Annotated in this window: 17 protein-coding genes; 11 read left to right on the forward strand and 6 right to left on the reverse strand. The window is 41.2% G+C overall.

Annotated features, from left to right (window positions below):
- Positions 1-492 precede the first annotated feature (492 nt).
- Positions 493-2,787, forward strand: a complete 2,295-nt coding sequence (locus tag NOS7524_RS00285) for an amylo-alpha-1,6-glucosidase (RefSeq protein WP_015136454.1) — start codon at positions 493-495, stop codon at positions 2,785-2,787.
- A 71-nt stretch (positions 2,788-2,858) separates the two neighbouring features.
- Positions 2,859-3,104: a type II toxin-antitoxin system Phd/YefM family antitoxin gene (locus NOS7524_RS00290; RefSeq protein WP_015136455.1), complete on the forward strand. Its 246-nt coding sequence runs from the start codon at positions 2,859-2,861 to the stop codon at positions 3,102-3,104.
- A 392-nt stretch (positions 3,105-3,496) separates the two neighbouring features.
- On the opposite strand, the gene NOS7524_RS00295 is transcribed toward NOS7524_RS00290, so the two are convergent.
- Positions 3,497-3,826, reverse strand: coding sequence for a DUF2973 domain-containing protein (locus tag NOS7524_RS00295; protein WP_015136456.1), 330 nt, complete (start codon positions 3,824-3,826; stop codon positions 3,497-3,499).
- A 249-nt stretch (positions 3,827-4,075) separates the two neighbouring features.
- Positions 4,076-4,384, reverse strand: coding sequence for a DUF2605 domain-containing protein (locus NOS7524_RS00300; protein WP_041555476.1), 309 nt, complete (start codon positions 4,382-4,384; stop codon positions 4,076-4,078).
- A 448-nt stretch (positions 4,385-4,832) separates the two neighbouring features.
- On the opposite strand from NOS7524_RS00300, the gene thrS reads away from it, so the two are divergent.
- Positions 4,833-6,680, forward strand: a complete 1,848-nt coding sequence (gene thrS, locus NOS7524_RS00305) for a threonine--tRNA ligase (RefSeq protein ID WP_015136458.1) — start codon at positions 4,833-4,835, stop codon at positions 6,678-6,680.
- Positions 6,681-6,761: 81 nt separating this feature from the next.
- Here the strand turns inward: thrS and NOS7524_RS00310 are convergent, their stop codons facing one another.
- A complete protein-coding gene (locus tag NOS7524_RS00310; RefSeq protein WP_015136459.1) occupies positions 6,762-7,574 on the reverse strand; it encodes a MerR family transcriptional regulator in 813 nt (270 codons plus the stop codon).
- Positions 7,575-7,823: 249 nt separating this feature from the next.
- On the opposite strand from NOS7524_RS00310, the gene NOS7524_RS00315 reads away from it, so the two are divergent.
- From NOS7524_RS00315 to NOS7524_RS00345, 7 genes are all read left to right on the forward strand, one after another.
- Positions 7,824-8,861 carry a FecCD family ABC transporter permease gene (locus NOS7524_RS00315; RefSeq protein WP_015136460.1) on the forward strand — a complete coding sequence of 346 codons (1,038 nt, stop codon included), beginning with the start codon at positions 7,824-7,826 and terminating at the stop codon, positions 8,859-8,861.
- 79 nt (positions 8,862-8,940) lie between these two features.
- Positions 8,941-9,729 (forward strand): ABC transporter ATP-binding protein, encoded by a 789-nt coding sequence (locus NOS7524_RS00320; protein ID WP_015136461.1) that lies wholly within the window; start codon positions 8,941-8,943, stop codon positions 9,727-9,729.
- Between the two features lie 455 nt (positions 9,730-10,184).
- Positions 10,185-12,854: a TonB-dependent hemoglobin/transferrin/lactoferrin family receptor gene (locus tag NOS7524_RS00325; RefSeq protein WP_015136462.1), complete on the forward strand. Its 2,670-nt coding sequence runs from the start codon at positions 10,185-10,187 to the stop codon at positions 12,852-12,854.
- A gap of 19 nt (positions 12,855-12,873) precedes the next feature.
- A complete protein-coding gene (locus tag NOS7524_RS00330; protein ID WP_015136463.1) occupies positions 12,874-13,761 on the forward strand; it encodes an ABC transporter substrate-binding protein in 888 nt (295 codons plus the stop codon).
- Between the two features lie 195 nt (positions 13,762-13,956).
- Positions 13,957-14,865, forward strand: a complete 909-nt coding sequence (gene thrB / locus NOS7524_RS00335; protein ID WP_015136464.1) for a homoserine kinase — start codon at positions 13,957-13,959, stop codon at positions 14,863-14,865.
- 89 nt (positions 14,866-14,954) lie between these two features.
- Complete coding sequence (locus NOS7524_RS00340; protein ID WP_015136465.1) at positions 14,955-15,494, forward strand: hypothetical protein; 540 nt, start codon at positions 14,955-14,957, stop codon at positions 15,492-15,494.
- A gap of 386 nt (positions 15,495-15,880) precedes the next feature.
- Positions 15,881-17,494, forward strand: coding sequence for an NAD(P)H-quinone oxidoreductase subunit 4 (locus NOS7524_RS00345; RefSeq protein WP_015136466.1), 1,614 nt, complete (start codon positions 15,881-15,883; stop codon positions 17,492-17,494).
- 244 nt (positions 17,495-17,738) lie between these two features.
- Here the strand turns inward: NOS7524_RS00345 and NOS7524_RS00350 are convergent, their stop codons facing one another.
- Positions 17,739-18,155, reverse strand: coding sequence for a 2TM domain-containing protein (locus NOS7524_RS00350; RefSeq protein ID WP_015136467.1), 417 nt, complete (start codon positions 18,153-18,155; stop codon positions 17,739-17,741).
- 318 nt (positions 18,156-18,473) lie between these two features.
- On the reverse strand, positions 18,474-19,187 hold the full coding sequence (locus tag NOS7524_RS00355; RefSeq protein WP_015136468.1) for an SDR family oxidoreductase: 714 nt from the start codon (positions 19,185-19,187) through the stop codon (positions 18,474-18,476).
- Between the two features lie 86 nt (positions 19,188-19,273).
- Between NOS7524_RS00355 and NOS7524_RS00360 the strand changes: the two genes are divergently transcribed.
- Positions 19,274-19,933 (forward strand): helix-turn-helix transcriptional regulator, encoded by a 660-nt coding sequence (locus tag NOS7524_RS00360; protein WP_015136469.1) that lies wholly within the window; start codon positions 19,274-19,276, stop codon positions 19,931-19,933.
- Positions 19,934-19,990: 57 nt separating this feature from the next.
- On the opposite strand, the gene NOS7524_RS00365 is transcribed toward NOS7524_RS00360, so the two are convergent.
- Positions 19,991-20,797: a tetratricopeptide repeat protein gene (locus tag NOS7524_RS00365; RefSeq protein WP_015136470.1), complete on the reverse strand. Its 807-nt coding sequence runs from the start codon at positions 20,795-20,797 to the stop codon at positions 19,991-19,993.
- Positions 20,798-20,865: the final 68 nt, after the last annotated feature.

A 20,865-nucleotide genomic window follows, 5' to 3' on the forward strand; every position in this document is an offset into this window, starting at 1 on the left:
AAGTTTAACAGCTAAATTTGTCTATGATGCGCGGATTGGGGACTGGGAAAGATCATCTCCTTCATCACCTCTTCTCAAAAATCTAGAACAGTAGGGCGTAAATCAATTACCCATTGCAAATCACCAAAAAGGTTGCTCTATAAGCTTTTTGACTTTTGACTTTTGATTTTTGACTTCACTGCAATACTAGGTTCTGCCTCAATTGGGATATTGCTGTATCTTGGGTAAGTTTTAGCAATAAGAAATGCTATTTTGGGTTTTATTGGAATAAATCAACTGTAAATTCCTATTTTTCAAGCTTGACTTCAGATTTAAACAGTATACATTTATAAACTTATTGTGTAAGTTTCTGATGTCTGGTCTTCTGCCAGCAGTAAATGAGTATTTATTTAGCTCTAATAGCTCGTAAAAGTTGGTCTCAGCCTTGTTTGGCTGTTGACCTTGCTCCAATCGCAAAAATTTAGACTTGACCTATACACGGAATTTTGGCTAATGACACCGGATACACTAACGACCCCGGACAAAGTTTTATTGGATGGCAAAACCTTTATCCCCGCCGAGCAATTACCTCTTCCTGAATGGCCTTGTGTGGTAGGGGAAAGACCACAGCCTACTCTGACAGTTAAGGATGATGATCTATTTTTGGTGACAGACACAATGGGGAACATCTCCGGCTGTTCCCTCCATGATGGTGGTAATCTCAGCATGGGTCTATTTTGCTGTGATACGCGCTTTCTCAGTCGTCTGGAGTTGCAAATTGATGGGCGATCGCCTGTACTCCTCAGTAGTACGGCGGAAAAGGGGTTTTCTGTGTCAGTTTTGTGTACTAACCCCAGAATCGATGAACGGATGAAACCTGATACTGTCGGGATTCGGCGGGAAATGGTACTCAATGGTGCATTATTTGAAGAAATCGAGGTGGCCAATTACAGTACCACTACCATCAGTTTTGAACTCAGTATCAGCTTTGATGCCGATTTTGCGGATTTGTTTGAAGTCCGGGGTTATGACAGAGAAAAAAGAGGTAAGCTTTTACGCTTAGTAGAACCTATCGCTGAAGATGTAGCCGCTTTCCATCCTGATGGTGTCTCTCCTCTCCCAACTCAGCCTTCAGCAACCAAGAATGAGCTTTTGACCCTAGCCTATCAAGGTCTAGATGGCTTATTGATGGAATCCCGCATTCAGTTCCAGTATCGTCAACCAGACTATTTCAAGGGCTACACTGCGGTTTGGCGGCTAGAGTTGCCTTCTCATGGCACTCAGAAGTTGGGCTATCGGTTGAATATGTTAACCAATAACAACTCTAGTTCCAGTGTGAGTGCGGCTACCACTTTAGGACAAGCTAAAGCAGCTGAGATGATGGAAGAGCAACACTGGGTACAACAAATTACCAGTATTCGCTCAGATAAAAGCATTTTCAATCGTGTGATTGAACGCGCTGAACAGGATATGTATTTACTGCGCCAGTCTTTTGGTGAGAATAAGACTGTCTCGGCGGGTGTACCTTGGTTTTCTGCACTGTTTGGGCGAGATTCCTTAATTACAGCTTCCCAAACCCTCATGCTCAACGCCGAAATTGCTAAAGAAACCTTGATGTTATTGGCAGCTTATCAAGGTCAGGTTGAGGATGAATGGCGGGAAGAAGAACCAGGGAAGATTTTACACGAGCTGCGCTTGGGGGAAATGGCTCGGTGTCAAGAAATTCCCCATACACCCTACTACGGCACAGTCGATGCTACTCCCCTGTGGCTAATGCTGTATGCTGAATACTACGCTTGGACTCATGATCACGAAACTCTAGAACAACTTTGGCCGAATGCACTAGCGGCGATGGACTGGATTGATCGCAATCTACAAGCTACCGGTTATCTGACTTACTATCGCAAGTCGAAACGGGGTTTAGCTAACCAAGGTTGGAAAGATTCTGGCGATTGCATTGTAGACCGTAAGGGAGAATTAGCCAACGGCGCGATCGCTTTGAGTGAAGTCCAAGCTTACGTTTATGCAGCAAAGACACGTTTGGCAGATATTGCTAGAGTGAAGAAACGGCTTGACCTAGCCGAACGCTGGCAAGAAGATGCTAGAAGCCTCAAAGTTCGTTTCAATCGAGATTTTTGGATAGAAGACCAAGATTTCTGCGCTTTGGCTTTGGATGGTGACGGCAACCAGGTAGATAGTATTACTTCTAACCCTGGTCATTGCCTGCTTTTAGGACTTTTCACCCCAGAAAAAGCCTACAGTGTGGCGGAAAGGTTGCGCGCCCCTGATATGTTTAACGGTTGGGGTATTCGCACTTTGAGTGGTTTGTCGCCAGCTTACAACCCAATGGGTTATCACATTGGCTCGGTTTGGCCTCATGATAATGCTTTGATTGCTATGGGATTGCGATCGCTTGGTTTAATTGATCAAGCTTTGGAACTGTTCCAAGGTTTATTCGACATGACGAGTCAGCAACCCTACCAACGTCCCCCAGAATTATTTTGCGGTTATGAACGCAATGGCGATCGCGCTCCGGTACAGTATCCTGTAGCTTGTACTCCCCAAGCTTGGGCAACTGGTAGCGTTTTCCAGCTACTACAAATGATTGTGAATTTAGTCCCAGATGCTCCCAATAACTGCTTGCGAATCATTGATCCTGTTTTACCAGAGTCCATTAATCGCCTGTCATTACACAATTTGCAAGTTGGTACTACGATTCTGGATTTAGAATTTGAGCGTTTTGGTAGCACTACAGCCTGTCGTGTAGCTAAAAAACGTGGCAATCTCCGTGTAGTAATTGAAGCGTAGAAAATAACCTAATTTGGGATTATGGAAATAATCAAACTAAACTAAGTCTATAAACTAAGTTTAGTTTGATTATGAAAAATGTAAATATCCATGAAGCTAAAACTAATCTTTCAAAGCTGTTATCCCGTGTGGAACTAGGAGAAGAAATCATTATTTCTAACCGAGGTGTTCCAATTGCCAAGTTAGTTCCATTTCATTCGCCATCAAATCGACGCAATAGTTTAGGGCTGGATCGAGGACGTTTTGTAGTACCAGAAGATTTCAACGCTCCCTTACCAGAAGAGATATTAACAGCATTTGAAGGTGGAGAAGAGTAAAACTCTTGTTAGATACACAATGCTGGCAACAAATTAACCTGCGTTGTACAGCCATTTTTAATTGGATCAAAAAATCCCGAACAAGTTGCTCAAACAAATTCGGGATGCAATTCAATTCCAGCTTTTTGATCACAAAAAAGAAAAAAGTTATATATAGCTGTAGACAAGGCGATTAGGGCATGACTAAAAGCTCAAACTCATTCATGATATGGATTTTACTATTGCCTATTGCCTATTGCCTTCTGCTATAAATTAAATCTTATGCTACAGCTTGTAAATTACAGCATATTGCAGGTAAATGAGATACAAGTTTTAAGAACAAAGCCATATACCAAGAGAGTTTTAAACCTGTTTCCTGTCCCCTGTCCCCTGTCTCCTGTTTCCTGCTGTATTTATGCTTCTTCTGTGTTTTCGCTTTTTTGTCCTGGGGAAGATTCATAAAGAGCATCTAGCTGTTGACGTGCATCTTCAACATTGATGGAACGCATTACTAACAGAGGCTCTTTGATCATTTTACCTGTGCTATCCAATAATTCTGGATGCGGTGTGAACTGTCTTGTGGTAGACGAATAGCCAAAATTCCCCTGATTCCCGAATTGCGAGTTTCTAGCTGGGTAATTTCGCTCACGCTCAAAGCTGAACATAATTAGGTTGCGAATTAAGTTAGCAACAGCTATAACCGCAAGAATCGTAAAAGCCAGAATGTAGAGTAGGTGTAACATAGGATTTTCCTCCAGGGGCAGCAAGTTTTAAAACCTTTTTATTTAAAGCTTTGTTTCGCCGATGTCATTACCATTGGCGAGAATAAATGCTCGGCACATTTGTTATGTGCCTATGTCTATGATGAGAAATTTGTCAACAATTATTTAGTTTACAGTAGCATAAGATACATTATTTGTTAATAAAATTAATGTTAAGGATTTGGTTTGAGTGCTGTGAGTGACATATCTTCTAACTAATTTTTAGCTAGTCTATTGAGAACGAAAGCGAGCTGCCACCTGCCAACATTCTGTTACCAATTTATGCCAGGGCGTTAAGGTCGCCATATCAATCCCGACTTGTCCCTCAGTGGCATTAAATAGCATCTTTGCTGTATTGAGTTCTTCCTGGGCTTGCTGAATTCGCAGTAGCAGGTCTAATTGCTCTTGTTCGTCCATAAATGAGAGCCGTTCTGTTTCCAGAAAGTTACGCGATCGCGTAAACCAATACTGAAAATCATCTAACAACGGTTCTAACACCGTCTTGAGTAAATTAGCCTCCGGTAAGTTCGAGTCTCGCATAAATGAGAAGGAATCTTCTAATTTCTTCATTAAGATTAACATTTTTTACAATTCTTTACATTATTTTCAGCTATTTCTGAAGAAAGATTTTTTTAAAGCAGTAACTCATACTACAATTATGTAATATATAGTGTGTATAGCAGCCCTCATATCCCATGAAGAACCCAAAGGTATATCTGCATACATAAATGTATATTTTGAGAGATAGATAGATGTAGTCCCCCATAGCCTAAAATACTTATGTAACCTAATGTCTGCATCTTGAATGAGTCTGAAAATCTCGGAGTAGTAGATAGATCTTTAGCTAATCATCGGCATCACTCTACAGTCAGCAGAGGTACATTGAGCCAGGGTGAAAACGCACGCAGCAAGGCTATAACCCCGTGTTATATTTGGGTAGATTTTCCAGAACTTTAATTGATCAATTACTTTCGTAATCACTTCGCCAATGGTTCAGCAGCCAATGTCGTCCAATCAAGACTCTCATAATCAGCCAGCACAACCAGAAAAAATGTATTTACCGCGTACCAGCGAATCAGACACCTTAAAGAAGATTCGCCACACCGCTTCCCATGTGATGGCAATGGCAGTACAAAAGCTGTTTCCCAAGGCGCAAGTTACAATCGGCCCCTGGATTGAAAATGGATTCTATTATGACTTTGATAGTCCAGAGCCATTTACTGACAAGGATCTCAAAGCCATCCAAAAAGAGATGGTGAAAATTATTAATCGCAAACTGCCAGTAGTGCGGGAAGAAGTCAGCCGGGAAGAAGCCGAACGCCGCATTCAGGAAATCAAGGAACCTTATAAATTAGAAATCCTGGCAGATATTAAAGAAGAACCGATCACGATTTATCACCTAGGGGATGAGTGGTGGGACTTGTGCGCCGGGCCTCATGTGGAAAACACCAAAGAGTTAAACCCCAAAGCTCTTGAATTAGAAAGCGTGGCGGGTGCTTATTGGCGGGGAGATGAAACCAAAGCCCAATTGCAACGGATTTATGCCACCGCTTGGGAAACTCCGGAACAACTAGCCGAATACAAGCGGCGTAAGGAAGAAGCCCTACGGCGTGACCATCGTAAACTGGGTAAAGAACTGGGATTATTTATTTTCTCAGACCAAGTAGGGCCGGGTTTACCTTTGTGGACTCCCAAAGGTACTTTATTACGCAGTATCTTAGAAGATTTTCTCAAGCAAGAGCAGCTAAAACGCGGTTATTTACCTGTTGTTACGCCTCATATTGCCAGGGTGGATTTATTTAAAACTTCGGGACACTGGCAGAAATATAAAGAAGATATGTTTCCCCTGATGGCAGAGGATGAAGTAGCAGCAGCCCAAGAACAAGGTTTTGTTCTCAAGCCGATGAACTGCCCCTTCCACATCCAAATTTATAAAAGTGAGTTACGTTCTTATCGGGAACTACCGATGCGCTTGGCTGAGTTTGGAACTGTTTACCGCTACGAACAATCAGGAGAATTAGGCGGTTTAACCAGAGTGCGTGGCTTTACCGTGGATGATTCTCACCTGTTTGTCACCCCAGAACAGTTAGACGATGAATTCTTGAATGTAGTGGATTTGATTTTGTCTGTGTTCAAGAGTCTGCAACTGAAGAACTTTAAAGCTAGACTCAGCTTCCGTGATCCGGCGAGTGATAAATATATCGGTTCTGATGAAGTTTGGGACAAAGCCGAAGGTGCAATTCGCCGGGCGGTGCAAGAGTTGGGAATGGAACACTTTGAAGGCATTGGGGAAGCGGCGTTTTATGGGCCGAAACTCGACTTTATTTTCAGCGATGCCTTAGAAAGAGAATGGCAGTTGGGAACTGTACAGGTAGATTACAACTTACCAGAACGCTTTGATTTAGAGTACGTCGCTGAAGATGGTTCTCGCAAACGTCCGGTGATGATTCATCGTGCGCCTTTCGGTTCCCTAGAAAGGCTGATTGGGATCTTAATTGAAGAATATGCGGGTGATTTCCCCTTATGGTTAGGACCAGTACAAGCCAGATTGTTACCTGTAGGTGAAGCGCAGCTAGATTTTACTAAAGATGTAGCGGCAAAGTTGCGGGCTGTGGGTATTCGCGCCGAAATTGACACCAGTGGCGATCGCTTGGGTAAACTCATCCGCAATGCAGAGAAAGAAAAAATACCAGTGATGGCAGTAGTGGGAGCTAAAGAGGTTGAAACTAATAGCTTAAGCATCCGTACCCGTGCTTCAGGAGAGTTAGGAGCGATACCTGTAGATGAAGTGGTGCAGAAGATGAAGGATGCGATCGCCAACTTCGAGAACTTCTAATAATGACTTGGCTGGGTAACACCCAGCCGAGAGGTACAGAATCAATACCCTACCCAATGCCCCTTGAATTGGTACTAGATATTAGGCTGGAATAACTGGAAACTGTAATTCTGTCACATAAGATTCATTGTTCTGCTCGTTACCACCAACGATATATACTTCACGGTTAGACCCGCTAATCTTGTAGCCATTGGCTTCAATCCAAGATACTAAAGTGGCGTAGGCTTGGCTCAGGGTGTCATAACTACCATGATGAATTAAACAAGCGATTTTCTCTATCCCAGGTAACTCGTAAACCTTGATTCTTTCATTACCTTTGACTAACCCAGCAATAGAAATTACGGCTTCTCCATCTACATCAGCATCTTTGTATTCTGGATCATGCCAAATCCCAGCATAATAATCACCAGGTTGGGCTTGTTGTTGTTGCAAATATTCGTGCAATTCATCATAAAGTCTGCCTATACTGGTGTAATTTGGCAAAATATCCCGTATAGATACAACTTGAATAGGTTCAGCTTTTTTGATTACAACTTCATAGTTGGGCATACTATTCTCCTGTTCAATTTGCTTGAGTCTTGCTTCTACTCGTGTGAGTCTTGCTTGTTCTGCTGCTACTAACTGCTGAATTTCCCCCTGCTTGAGTCGCAGCATTCCCCGAATTTGGGCTGGTGGTAAGTTATCATCTAGTAACTTGGCAATTTGCTCTAGAGAAAAACCCAAATCTTTGAAAGCTAAAATGCGATTCAGTTGTGGTAGTTGTTCAGCCGAGTAGTAGCGATAGCCTGTAAAATTGTCTACGTGTAGTGGTTTGAGCAGTCCCATTTGGTCGTAGAGACGTAATGCTTTCACACTCACTTGGCTAAGTTTGGAAAAATCTCCTATCTTCAGCATCTTGATTTTTGCGTCAACTGTGTGACTCTCTACAGTACACACCCTGCCGTAAGGGTAGAGTCAAGAGGTGTTTGCTAGTATTGATAGCAAGATTGGCAAGCTGTGCTGAACTTCTACGACAGGCTGTCTATTGACAATTAAAGTCAATTATAATTATTCTCATTTAGGCACTTATCACCATTCCACGGGCATTACCTCAAGTAAAAAACTTGCGGTCATACATTCATCACTAGCAATCAAAATTCCTCCATGAAACTTAAGCAGCGATCGCAAAAAATGGTCAAGAGTGTCAACGCTGCTTCTAAAAATGAAGCACGAGTATTGTTAGCGACTGGGTTTTTAGTTGTCGTTCTCGTTTTGGCGATCGCTTTTTCCTTGTCTTTTGGTGCTGTCGCCATGACTCCGGAACAATTGTGGCAGGCGATTTGGCGACAGGGAGACCAACTGTATCAAACTATTCTTTGGGATTTGCGCTTACCGAGAACTGTAGCGGCGATTTTGGTCGGTGCAGCCTTGGGAATGGCGGGTTCACTACTTCAGGGAATGTTACGCAATGGACTAGCTGACCCGTTTTTACTCGGTATTTCTGCGGGTGCTGGTTTAGTGGCGATCGCCATGTTTAGTTTAGGTGTATTTATAGCTTGGATTCCTCTGGCAGCCTGGGTGGGCGGAGTCTTAACAACAATGCTTGTATACTTTTTATCCAGAACAGGGGATGGTGTTTCCGTTGAACGGCTGATTTTAGGTGGCGTGGCGGTAAGTTCGATGTTTGGCGCGATTCAGTCGGTGCTACTTCTGTTAACGGAGGATGGACGGATACAGGCTGCCTTAAATTGGTTAATTGGTAGTTTAAATGGTCGGGGATGGTCTGAAGTCACCACAGCCGGATCTTATATTAGTGTCGCATTGGTGTTGGGATGTTTGTTAGCGCGATCGCTGAATTTATTAAGCTTGGGGGATGAGTTAGCGGTAAGTTTGGGGGTTTCGCTGACGCGATCGCGTATTTTAATTGGGGGAGTTGCGACACTATTAGCCGCCGGTGCAGTCAGTATTGGCGGTTTGATTGGTTTTGTCGGTTTAATCGTACCGCATGGTATTCGGTTACTGGTAGGCACAGATTACCGCGCCTTGTTACCACTTAGCGCATTGGGAGGCGCGTTAGTAATGACTATTGCAGATTTACTATCCCGCTTGGGTGCTGTAGAACTTCCTGTGGGTTCAGTGACGGCTTTATTGGGTTCACCTGTATTTATTTGGTTGCTATATCGTCGTAAAAATGGGATATAGGGAATTGGGCATTGGGCATGAATAGCTAGAACAAACAAATGACTATTGACTATTGACTATTGACTATTGACTATTGACTATGCCTTTAGAAACTCAAAACTTAACTGGTGGATATACAGCTAAAACTGTAGTTAAGAATATATCTTTAACAATCGAAAAAGGTGAGTGGTTGAGCTTAGTAGGTGCTAATGGTTCTGGGAAATCTACTCTCCTCAAACTCATGAGTCGTTTATTAGTTCCACAAACCGGAATTGTTTTATTAGATGGTAAGGCAATTCATACTCAACCCGCCGCCGTTGTCGCTCAAAAATTAGCTTTATTACCTCAACAACAAGCAATTCCTCCAGGCTTAACAGTTCGTCAATTAGTATCTTTAGGACGCACCCCCCATCAGCCTTGGTGGCAATGGGATTTAAATGCAGACGATAGAGAAAAAGTTGAGGAAGCTTTGCATTTAACCCAAATGTTAGATTATCGAGAACGGCTAGTAGAACAACTTTCTGGTGGAGAACGGCAAAGAGCATTTTTAGCATTAGCTTTAGCACAAAATCCCCAAATATTATTGTTAGATGAACCAACAACTTACTTAGATATTCGTTACCAATTAGAGTTATTAGAATTATTAAAAAACCTGAATCAAGTATCAGGGATAACGATTTTGACAGTTTTACATGAAATTAATTTAGCTGCTAGATATAGTTCTAGAATTGCCTTACTTTATCAAGGGAATATTTTTGCATTAGGAGAACCGGAAATTGTACTTACACCAGAAAATTTAGCCGAAGTTTTAGGAGTAGAAGTCGCTGTGTTAAAAACACCTGTAGGACTACAAATTTGTCCTTTAGCACCAATTCATCAATCTAAGTAGAACAACTAAAAAAAACCTATGTTAAGCAATCTAAAAACACTAAGATTCAGTTCGTAGTAAGGACTTTAGTCCTTGTTTGAGAACTTTAGTTCTCACTACAAACCTTTAATTATTTACTCTTTTCTATTCATTTGATAGTAATTCCATTGGCAATATTTATATATGTAGTACAGATAATGATTATCACTATCATGATATACTAATAATAATTAAACATGAACTATGATTAACAATGAATCAAAAATTTACTTTGGATAAATATTAAATTCTGCCTTACACGCCATCTAAGTAACTAGATTTTTTTACATAACCTAGCCACAATAATATTTACCCAAAACATTAATATAAATCAGGTAAATATTATTGCCATTTTCCTATAGCTAAGTTTCAACCATTAATCATCATATTAATGGTGTGATTTCCGTGCGTCTATCTTTGATTTGTGAGAGGGGTCAATGAGCAAGTTAAAACCTATTGTTAGCTATTCTTTATTAACTATATCTTGTATTTGCATCCTACCTGTAGCAACTTTTGCTAATGAAACACCAAGCCAAAATAATCAAGTAAATTCAGCACAAAATGCCGCATCAACTGAAATTACAGCAATTAATATTCAAGAAAGTGACCAAGGAATCACATTAATTATAGAAACAGCTAACGGTAAAACTCCTGAAGGTGAAATCATTGATAACGATACCGATGTAGTTATTAAATTAACTGATGTCAAACTCAATCTTCCTGATGGTAATAACTTCCTCAAAAATCAGCCAATGGAGGGAATAAACTCTATTAGTGTCACCCAAACCTCCGCTACGGAAGTAGAAATCAAAATTACAGGAAATGGCACATTACCAAATGTTGAACAAGTAGAAAATCAACAAGGACTGACGTTAAGTATAATTCCTACTCCTAAAACAGTTTTAACAGAAAATAATCAATCAGAAGACAGTATTGAACTTAGTGTTGTAGGAACTCGTAACGTAGATGAAACCACGCCTGCTAACGTCACTATTATCAATAGAGAACAAATCGAAAAACAGCAAGCGCGCGATGTGCGGGATTTATTGCGTTATGAACCAGGGATTTCTGTACCTTATGACAGTCGTGGTGGTTTACAAGGAATTAATCTGCGCGGTTTAAGTGGAAATCGCGTTAATTTACAAGTAGACGGAATTCGCCTACCTTATGAATATAATTATGGTGCAACTCGTCTTGGTAGAGACTTTGTAGATATTGAAACTTTAAACGCCTTAGAAATATTTCGGGGAAATAATTCCGCAGCTTTAGGAAGTGACGCATTAGGTGGAACAGTTAATTTTGCAACTGCTAGCACAAGGGAATTTCTAGAAAGTATTGGCAAAAATTCCTACACCAGTTTACGCGCTCAATATAGTAGTAAAGATAGTGGGTTTGTAGGGACATTTACTCAAGCTAATCGCCTAGATAATTTTGATACTTTATTCATTTATACTCGGCGTGATAGTGGTTCATTAGATGTGGCTGGTGGAAATAGCATTTATCAAGATGATCAAGATAGAACTCGGAATAACTTTTTAGGAAAATTAACTTATAACTTTAACGAACAAAGTTTTCTAGAGTTCACTGGAGAATATTTTAACAACGTTACTGATAGTAAATTCTCTACTGCCAATTTACCCGGAATGATTTTTGAAGCTTCGACTCAAGATTTACAAGAAGAAGTGACAACAAATCGGGAGAGATTTAGTCTGGCTTATCAATATGATGATCCCAATAGTAAATCCTGGCTGCAATTTGCTCGCGCTCACATTTATTATCAAAATGCCATTACAGAAGAAGATAGTAATAGGAGTGTTCGTACTGCTGGAACTATTAGAACAGAAGCTGCCGAAAAAGATTTAACTGATAGAGTATTTGGCGTTAATTTACAACTTCGCAGTGATTTTAACGTAGGAAATACCAAACATCGACTGACTTCTGGCTTTGATATTTCTAACACCTACAATGAGCGCAATTACTTTAATTTTATTACTACTACTGGTACAAGAGTAAATGCACCTACATTTCCCCAGAAAGACTTTCCTGATAGTGATACTTTCCGCTTGGGTACTTACTTACAAAACGAAATTTCCTTTGGCAATGGTCAGGTAAAATTAATTCCTGGGTTGCGTTTTGACTTTTATAATTTAACCACTGCTAATAACCCTGAATTTACCCAAAAACAGCAAGGTATAGACGCAGTAAATTATTCCACATCTGCGATTTCTCCTAGCTTGGGAATTGTTTATGAACCATCCCCTGGTTTAACATTATTTAGTCGATATTCCCGTGGGTTTCGTCCACCACTGTATAGCGAACTCAACTTTGCTTTCCGTGCGGATATTCCGTTTCGACCCCATAAAGGTATTTCTAATCCCAATTTACAAGCAGAAACTAGCAATAATTTTGAATTAGGATTACGTAGTCGTTCTCAACAGTTCGATTTTGATATTACTGGTTTCTATAATCGTTACAGTAACTTCATTGAACCATCTGTATTTGTTGGATTTGACCCCAATGATTTCGGCACATTTAGAACTGCTGGGAGAGCGATTCCTTTCCAGATTTTTCAAGCACAGAATATACCTGATGCAGAAATTTATGGCTTAGAAATTAAAACTGCTTATCGTTTTAGCAAAGAACCTGGTGGTTTTAGCCTCAAAGGTGCTTTAGGATGGCAGGTTGGTAATAATTTAACTAGAGATATTCCCTTAACAACTATCAACCCATTACAAGCAGTCATCGGTTTAGGATATCAATCACCGAATGATAAGTGGGGTGCAGAGTTAATTGGAACTTTTGTAGCTAAATCTAGAGAACAAGCCTTAGTAGATGACCAAACCAGTGTGCAGAATGGTGGTCAACCGACTAGAAAAATTGATTTTTATGAACCTGATGCTTACACATTAGTTGATTTTGTGGGTTACTACAATATCAATCCCAATCTGACATTAACGGCTGGTGTTTATAACATCTTTAATACTGAATATTATCAGTATGCTGATGTCAGATCAATTAATAGAAGTGCTGCCACTTTTGAAGCGCAACGTGGACGCTATGCTCAACCAGGTACAAATTTTGCTGTTGGTTTAACTTGGAGATTTTGAATATTTACAGGGGTGAGTCATGAATAAATATTTGATAGCTGTGGTGACTGCTTGTTTAGTAGCTGTTAATTTAGTAGGTTGTTCTAGTCCTCAGAATCGCACGAATCCAGATAAAAATACCAGTCAGGTACAAGCACCTGTTTTATTAGCAAATAGAGTAGTAGCATTGACACCTCTAGGTGCAGATTTAATTTACAATCTGGATAAAAGTAAATTATTAGCCGTACCCGTAGGAAGATATACAGATGTAATCGCTAAAGAAAAATTCGCAAAGTTACCAAGAATAGGTGGTAGAGGTAATATTAACTTAGAAAAAATAGTGGCATTAAAACCAGATTTAGTTATTGGTTCAGAGACATTTCAGAGTCAAGCTTTAAATAGGTTGAAGGAATTAGGAATTAACACAGTTGCTCATGAAACTAGAAGTTGGCAAGACTTGAAAAAATTGACAGAAGATTTAGCTACACGTATTGGTGCTGACCCTAAACCGATTTTATCGAAATACGAATCGTTTGTTTCTCAAATACCTGATAATGGTAAATCTGTTTTAGTATTAGTTAGCACTCAGCCAACATTATCTCCTAATAAAAATAGTTGGTCTGGTGATTTATTAGAGAAGTTTCAATACAAAAATGTGACGGCGGATTTACAAGCTAATAGCAGATTCCAAGGTTATTTAACTCTTTCTCAAGAGCAAATATTAGCAACTAATCCAGAGAAAATATTTATTATGGAATCGGATAATGTAAATCCAGAGGCATTTAAAAAATTACCTTTTTGGAGTCAACTGCAAGCTACACAAAATAATCAAGTTTATATTTTCCATCATGACGGTTTAATTAGTCCAACTAGCGTGAGGACTGTGGAAGAAGTGACGAATCAATTACGGGAAGTCGCGTCTAATTAGAGGTTATTACAACCTACATTTGGGGACTGGGGACTGGGGACTGGGGACTGGGGACTGGGGACTGGGGACTGGGGACAAGGAAGAATTATATATATTCCCAATGCCCGATGCCCCATGCCCAATTCCCAATGAAGCCTTTATTTTTGCACCATTACATGGGATGCTGATTGATTGGGTTAGATGAGTATTTTATAGATGTCTGTGGTTTCTTCTATCACGGTGAGAGTCCCTGGAACAACTGCTAATTTGGGGCCTGGTTTTGACTGCATTGGTGCAGCTTTGACTATATATAATCAGTTTCAGTTCACCCGCCTGGATGAAGGCGAGTTAATTATTCATGTCACAGGTGCGGAAGCTGAACGGGTACAAACTGATGAGAGTAATTTAATTTATCAGGCGTTTGTTAAGTTATATCAATATATAGATCAGACACCGCCACCTGTGAAAATTGAGATTGAGTTGGGTGTACCCCTGGCTAGAGGTTTGGGGAGTTCTGCGACGGCGATTGTGGGTGGTTTGGTTGCAGCGAATAAATTAGCGGGTTCGCCTTTGTCTCAGTCGCAGGTGATGGAATTAGCGATCGCAATGGAAGGACATCCTGATAATGTAGTTCCAGCTTTGTTGGGAGGATGTCGCCTAGCCGCTACCTCTGCTACAGGTTGGGCAATTTGTGATGTCCCTTGGGATAATAGTATTGTGCCTGTAGTAGCGATTCCTGATTTTGAATTATCAACCTCGGAAGCACGGCGAGTTTTACCGACGGAATTTAGTCGTGCAGATGCGATTTTTAATACTGCTCATTTAGGCTTATTGTTACGCGGTTTAGAAACCGGTAAGGGAGAATGGTTAACAGCAGCCTTACAAGATAAATTACATCAGCCTTATCGCCAAGCTTTAATTCCTGGTTACGATGCTGTGAATGCGGCGGCGATCACATCCGGTGCTTACGGTATGGTAATTAGTGGTGCAGGGCCGACACTGTTAGCTTTAACAAATGTAAACAATGCCCAGGCTGTAGAAACTGCAATGGCTGCCGCCTGGAAAGCACAAGGAATTAACGCTGTAGTGCGATCGCTCACTCTCGATACCCAAGGCGCAATCTAAATTCAAAATACCCTGCGGGAAGGCTTGCGCCTACAAAATTCAAAATTCAAAATACCTTACGGTAACGCTCAAGGCGTACAAAACTCAAAATGAAAAAACTTAACCCTAGCTTGTCTTTGGAGCAAATGCACTCAGAGATTGCAGCACTCAAGTCTCAAATTCAGGTGCTTGAGCAAGAACGTGCAGCACTGACTCATAATAATGATGTAATTGTAGCTGAAAATGATTCCCCTTGGGCAATTGTGGAAGCTTACCGCCGTCAAGCTAGGGAAAACGCCCAATTATTTGCAGAACTTAAGGGTATAGATGATGCGATCGCGGCTCTCCAAACCCAGCTACAAAATAAACAAGCTGAACTAACTCATCTACCTAGGAAATTACAACAAATTACCCAAAAACAACAGCTAGAAGAAGCCAAAGAAGTAGCGCAAGTCCATGCTGAACGCATCAATCAGATAGCCGGGGAACTAGCAACAGAAATTCGTCTATTAAAAGCCTGCGCCGATCAACTCAGTCCCTTATATTGGCAAGTTTATTACAAACCCTTCATCACCGGATTTAAAACCATCTCAGTTCCCCATGTCCGTTCAGACGGTGAGGTGTGGACAATTGTGAATCGGATTGTCTGAGGGATTGGGAGCAGGGGGCAGGGAGCAGGGGGCAGGGAGCAGGGGGCAGGGAGCAGGGGGAGTAAAACTCTTCAATTTTGAATTTTGAATTTTGAATTTTGAATTGATTAGCCCAATGCCCCATACCCAATTCCATAAACTTTTGTAACGGTAGTTTTGACTGCCGTTTTTTATTGACGTTGCAAAAGTTTACATTTAGGATGGACTAGCGAACATTTTGTAGGTATTTATTCTCTTTTTTGCGGAAAATCTGGGGTTGATTGAGTATATATTCCTAGGAATTCAGCAAAATTTAATTTTCATAGAGATAAATAATGTTTACAAATGTACGAATTCCTTAATATAATGTAATTAAAAGCGAAAACAAAAAACGATTGTCAGAAGTGATGAATCCCCTTGCATTTCCTTGGCTAACAGCCATAATTGCCTTACCGTTGGTGGCAGCCTTAGCCATCCCTATAATTCCAGATAAAGAAGGTAAAACAGTCCGGTGGTATGGTTTAGGAGTAGCGATCGCTGATTTTGCCTTAATGATTTACGCCTTTTGGCAAAACTACGATTTCCACAGTTCCGCCTATCAATTTGTAGAAAAATACGCCTGGATACCCCAAATCGGCTTAAATTGGTCAGTAGCAGTTGACGGCTTATCAATGCCCCTCTTGTTACTAACAGGCTTAATTAACACCCTAGCAATCTTCGCGGCTTGGAAAGTAACTAACAAGCCGCGATTATTTTATGGGTTGATGTTGGCAATGTATAGCGCACAGTTAGGTGTGTTTGTTGCCCAAGACTTACTGTTATTCTTCCTCATGTGGGAAATTGAGCTAGTTCCCGTATACTTGCTAATTTCTATCTGGGGAGGCGCGAAACGCCGCTATGCAGCTACCAAGTTTATTCTTTATACTGCTGCTGCCTCTATATTTATTCTCGTAGCCGGTTTTGCTCTAGCATTCTCTGGAGATACATTCACTTTCGACATCGCCTCTTTGGGCATGAAAGAATATCCCAAAGCGATTGAACTATTGGCTTATGCAGGTTTCTTAATTGCTTTCGGTGTCAAACTCCCAATTTTCCCCTTACACACCTGGCTACCTGATGCTCACGGTGAAGCATCTGCACCTGGTTCGATGATTCTAGCTGGTGTGTTGTTGAAGATGGGTGGTTATGCCTTAATCCGCTTCAACATGGAAATGTTACCTAACGCTCATGTTTACTTTGCGCCAGTCTTAGCCATCTTGGGTGTAGTTAACATTATCTACGGTGCTTGTTGCGCCTTTGCTCAAACCAACCTCAAACGCCGCCTCGCTTACTCTTCAATTGCCCACATGGGTTTTGTTCTCATCGGTTTAGCTTCCTACACCGAACTGGGTGTAAGTGGCGCGATGTTACAGATGGTTTCTCATGGTTTAATTGCTGCTAGCTTGTTCTTCTTAACTGGTGTAACTTACGAACGTACCCACACCTTGTTAATGGATAAAATGGGTGGTATCGGTAAAGTAATGCCCAAAACCTTCGCTCTCTACACCGCCGGCGCAATGGCTTCTCTAGCTTTACCTGGAATGAGTGGCTTCGTGGGTGAGTTGATGGTATTCCTCGGTATCGCTACCAGTGATGTTTACAGTTCCAGCTTCAAAGTTGTAGTAGTTCTCCTCTCAGCAGTGGGTGTGATTCTAACACCAATTTACTTACTTTCCATGCTGCGTCAAGTGTTCTACGGTCAGCAAAGTGAAGAATTACATCTAGATACTGTAGTTGCTGATGTCAAACCCCGTGAGTTGTTCATCACCGCTTGTTTGATTCTTCCCATCATCGGTATCGGTTTGTATCCCAAGATCGTAACGCAGACTTACGATGTGAAGACAGTAGAAGTTGCAACCCATGCCCGTCAAGTGTTACCAGTTGTGGGTGGACAACAGCCAGCAAGTATGTACTCACAAATTTTCACAGCACCAACACTGGCTTCTGCTGAAGTTCAAAGTTTAGTTAATATTTCAAAGTAAATATACGTCCCGACAAGGGAACGAAAAGTAAATTCTAATATGAGGGGAGTAAAGGGGTAGTTATATAACTACCCCTTAAATTTTTTAGTGATTATTGGGTAATACCAATTCTCCAAAATTCAGCAACAGATGCAAAGCTTGAAACCCAGATGGTATATGACTTCCTTAATTGCGTTAGCGGAGCGGGACGTTAGTCCATTGCGTTAGCGGAGCGGGACGTTAGTCCATTGCGAATTGGTATAACTTATTTCGACAATTTTCTAGACCATTCCTGAAAATCCTGTTCATATGATTCCCCGCTATTTTTATAAGCCTTCATACCAGAAAAAAACAAACCTAATCCCCAACCTAGTAAGGGAAAAATCGCCCAGAAATATGAAGGGCTTGTCCACAGATTCAATGCAATCAAAAATCCATTAACACCAATAAAAGAAATCAAATGTGATTTAAACTCCCCTTGTCTTTGGGCATGAAATTTATGCCGCTTTTTCTCTTCTATTTCTTGGATCAACCATTCTTGTTCAGCAGCTTGCAGGGATGCCGATGAAACTCCTAGTTCTGAGGCGATTTCTATAATCTGCTGCCGTGAAATTTCTCCCTGTTGCTGACGGGCAAAAGCTTTTTGGAGAATTTGTTGCATTTGTTCTGAATTGTAAGTCATATAACTACCAAAGAAGGTGCAAAAATAGCCAGGAGAATGAAGTGAATTTAGAAACTTTAGCTACAAAAGCATTAAAAGGATATTTAGCCGTTGTTACTAACTGCTGAGACACACATTTTATATCTGAAAAAATAACCCATGCAGTAATTGAAAACACAAATATGGGCATATTGGGTTCGTTTTTATTTGTTAAATAAAATCTTGTTAATTCTGTATACTTAGCAACGTAAAAAACAGTAAATGGTCTAGCCTAAAAGAACTGTATATGTGGGGAGTAGGGGCGTAATGTCTTCCGCCCCTAGGAGGATATACACTCCACTAAATAGCCGCAGAATAGGCTTCATCTACTTTCAAGGTTGTACCTGTGATAAATTTGGCATCATCGGAAATCAAGAAAGCTACTGTTTTGGCAAACTCTCTGTAGTTAGCAGGACGACCAAACATTAAATCAGTCGGGACATTCCAGCCTTCTAACTCTGCCATTGAATCTGCGACAAAGAAAGGCGCGACAGAAACCATCCGGATTTTATCTGTTCTGTAACGCTTGGCATACAGCTTTGTAAAGCCTTCCATTGCGGCGCGGAGTGTCCCGCTAAAAGGTGTTCCTAGGCTCGGTTCTTGGGAGTCGCAGGCGGAAATATTGACGATCGCACCACCACCGGAATTTTGCATCGGTTCTGTCACAAGTTTGGCGATGCGAACCACACTCAAAAACAGCATTTCAAAGTTTTCTAACCACATTTCATCGGAAATAGACAGTAAATCTGGTCGAGATGGATCGCCAAAACTATTAACTACGGCATCTATCCGACCAAATTTAGTTAAGGTTGCCGCGATTAATCGCTGTAAGTCTGGCAAATTGGTAATTGAGCCTTGAATGGCAATACCATCCAATTCTGCTGCTAAATCTAAAACTTCAGGCGATCGCGCCATTAACGCTACATTGTAACCCCGTGCGGCTAATTCTCGCGCACAACCCGCACCAATTCCCCGACTAGCAGCCGTAATAATTGCCACTTTTGGTGAAGTCATATTGCAACTTTCTAAATATTTTTGTTTAGAAAGTATGATAAACCTCTAGAGTTGACTTTGTAAAGAATTTTCTTTAGTTTGTGAGTATGACCAAAAACTCACCGAAAAAATCAACTACAGTCCGCACTCGTCGGGCTATTGTCAACTTACTCAAACAACAGGGTGCAATGGACTCCCAAGAGTTAGCAGCTTGTTTGGGGATTTCTGCAATGGCTGTGCGTCAGCATTTGTATGCCCTACAAGATGAGCATTTAGTCACCTATGAGGAAGAACCCCGTGACATGGGACGACCTGCTAAACTATGGCAATTAACCCCAGATGCTAACCGCTTGTTTCCTGATGGTTATGCGGAGTTAACGTTGGGTTTGATACAGGCGGTAACGGTAGCTTTTGGTGAAACGGGGCTAGATAAGCTCCTGGAAGTCAGGACTAAACAGCAACTTGCTATCTATCAAGCACAAATATCTAACCAAGATACATTAGCAGCAAGATTAGCAGCTTTAGTAAAATTGCGATCGCACGAAGGATACATGGCCGAGAGTAAAGCTTTAGATGATGGTTCTTTCCTGTTGATTGAAAATCACTGTCCCATTTGCGCTGCGGCTACAGCCTGTACGGGATTATGTGAGCAAGAGTTAATGATTTTTCAATGTGTTCTGGGAGAAAATGTAAAAGTAGAGAGAGCAGAACACATCTTAGCAGGGGCAAGACGATGTGTTTATCGGGTTTTTGTTAACGCGACTTAAACAAAATTGGATGTCAGGATTTTAAGACTGATCGACTCGTCCTTAAATCCTCTCCCCTTACTGAATTTTCAAGAATTTATCCAAAGCAGATACCATACTCGGAGGCCAGCGACGGATATTTTTCACCCAATTCATATCCTTATAGCGACTATCCAATCCATAGGCAGCTACCCAGTTACTTTCAGCTTCGCCCTTTTGTCCATTTACCCAGTAAGCTGCTGTCAAAGCCGCACGGACATCAGCAAAGTTGGGATATTTACGGGCAATATTCCGCATTTCACGGATAGCTGTGTCTTTCTGCCCAGTTTCATAGAGGGCTATGGCATAGTTAGCACGGGCAAAGGCAAAGTTAGGGGCAATCTCAAAAGATTTTTGATAATCTGCGATCGCGTCTTCCCATTTCCCTAAACCAGTTTTGGCATTGCCGCGATTGTTATAAGCCATAGCGTCTTTAGGGTCGAGTTCTAGAACATGATTATAATCTGCGATCGCGTCTTCCCATTTACCCAACCCTTCCAAGGCTGTACCACGATTTAAATAAGGATCAGTGACATTCGGGGCTAATTCTATAGCTTTGTTGTAATCTGCCAGTGCTGCCTCTAATTTATTCTGACTCACCCGTGAGTTGCCCCGGTTACTCCATGCGCCGGCATTGGTGGGGAAGTTCTCAATAATCTTTGTCCAATATTTTTCCGCCGTGACAAAATCACCTTTATTTGTGGCAGCAAAAGCTTGATTTGCCCACTCATCACCCTGTTCTAACTGTTCTTGGGTAATTGTAGGTTGTTGAGTTTGTGCCATAACTGGTGTACCCCAGCCCAACACAAGTAACAGACTGAGAAAAATACTAATTAATTTAATCATCATCTGGGTGTAGTTGTGTCTATAGATCGGGGATGGGGGACTGGGGATAGGGAGAAAACTATTCTACA

It is taken from the genome of Nostoc sp. PCC 7524, from assembly GCF_000316645.1.
Classification (GTDB): domain Bacteria; phylum Cyanobacteriota; class Cyanobacteriia; order Cyanobacteriales; family Nostocaceae; genus Trichormus.

What these genes read in the sequence shown, in the direction of transcription:
- NOS7524_RS00285 (WP_015136454.1), top strand. Translation starts at nt 493, where the DNA reads ATGACACCGGATACACTAACGACCCCGGACAAAGTTTTATTGGATGGC.
- NOS7524_RS00290 (WP_015136455.1), top strand. Translation starts at nt 2,859, where the DNA reads ATGAAAAATGTAAATATCCATGAAGCTAAAACTAATCTTTCAAAGCTG.
- NOS7524_RS00295 (WP_015136456.1), bottom strand. Translation starts at nt 3,826, where the DNA reads ATGTTACACCTACTCTACATTCTGGCTTTTACGATTCTTGCGGTTATA.
- NOS7524_RS00300 (WP_041555476.1), bottom strand. Translation starts at nt 4,384, where the DNA reads ATGCGAGACTCGAACTTACCGGAGGCTAATTTACTCAAGACGGTGTTA.
- thrS (WP_015136458.1), top strand. Translation starts at nt 4,833, where the DNA reads ATGGTTCAGCAGCCAATGTCGTCCAATCAAGACTCTCATAATCAGCCA.
- NOS7524_RS00310 (WP_015136459.1), bottom strand. Translation starts at nt 7,574, where the DNA reads ATGCTGAAGATAGGAGATTTTTCCAAACTTAGCCAAGTGAGTGTGAAA.
- NOS7524_RS00315 (WP_015136460.1), top strand. Translation starts at nt 7,824, where the DNA reads ATGAAACTTAAGCAGCGATCGCAAAAAATGGTCAAGAGTGTCAACGCT.
- NOS7524_RS00320 (WP_015136461.1), top strand. Translation starts at nt 8,941, where the DNA reads ATGCCTTTAGAAACTCAAAACTTAACTGGTGGATATACAGCTAAAACT.
- NOS7524_RS00325 (WP_015136462.1), top strand. Translation starts at nt 10,185, where the DNA reads ATGAGCAAGTTAAAACCTATTGTTAGCTATTCTTTATTAACTATATCT.
- NOS7524_RS00330 (WP_015136463.1), top strand. Translation starts at nt 12,874, where the DNA reads ATGAATAAATATTTGATAGCTGTGGTGACTGCTTGTTTAGTAGCTGTT.
- thrB (WP_015136464.1), top strand. Translation starts at nt 13,957, where the DNA reads ATGTCTGTGGTTTCTTCTATCACGGTGAGAGTCCCTGGAACAACTGCT.
- NOS7524_RS00340 (WP_015136465.1), top strand. Translation starts at nt 14,955, where the DNA reads ATGAAAAAACTTAACCCTAGCTTGTCTTTGGAGCAAATGCACTCAGAG.
- NOS7524_RS00345 (WP_015136466.1), top strand. Translation starts at nt 15,881, where the DNA reads ATGAATCCCCTTGCATTTCCTTGGCTAACAGCCATAATTGCCTTACCG.
- NOS7524_RS00350 (WP_015136467.1), bottom strand. Translation starts at nt 18,155, where the DNA reads ATGACTTACAATTCAGAACAAATGCAACAAATTCTCCAAAAAGCTTTT.
- NOS7524_RS00355 (WP_015136468.1), bottom strand. Translation starts at nt 19,187, where the DNA reads ATGACTTCACCAAAAGTGGCAATTATTACGGCTGCTAGTCGGGGAATT.
- NOS7524_RS00360 (WP_015136469.1), top strand. Translation starts at nt 19,274, where the DNA reads ATGACCAAAAACTCACCGAAAAAATCAACTACAGTCCGCACTCGTCGG.
- NOS7524_RS00365 (WP_015136470.1), bottom strand. Translation starts at nt 20,797, where the DNA reads ATGATTAAATTAATTAGTATTTTTCTCAGTCTGTTACTTGTGTTGGGC.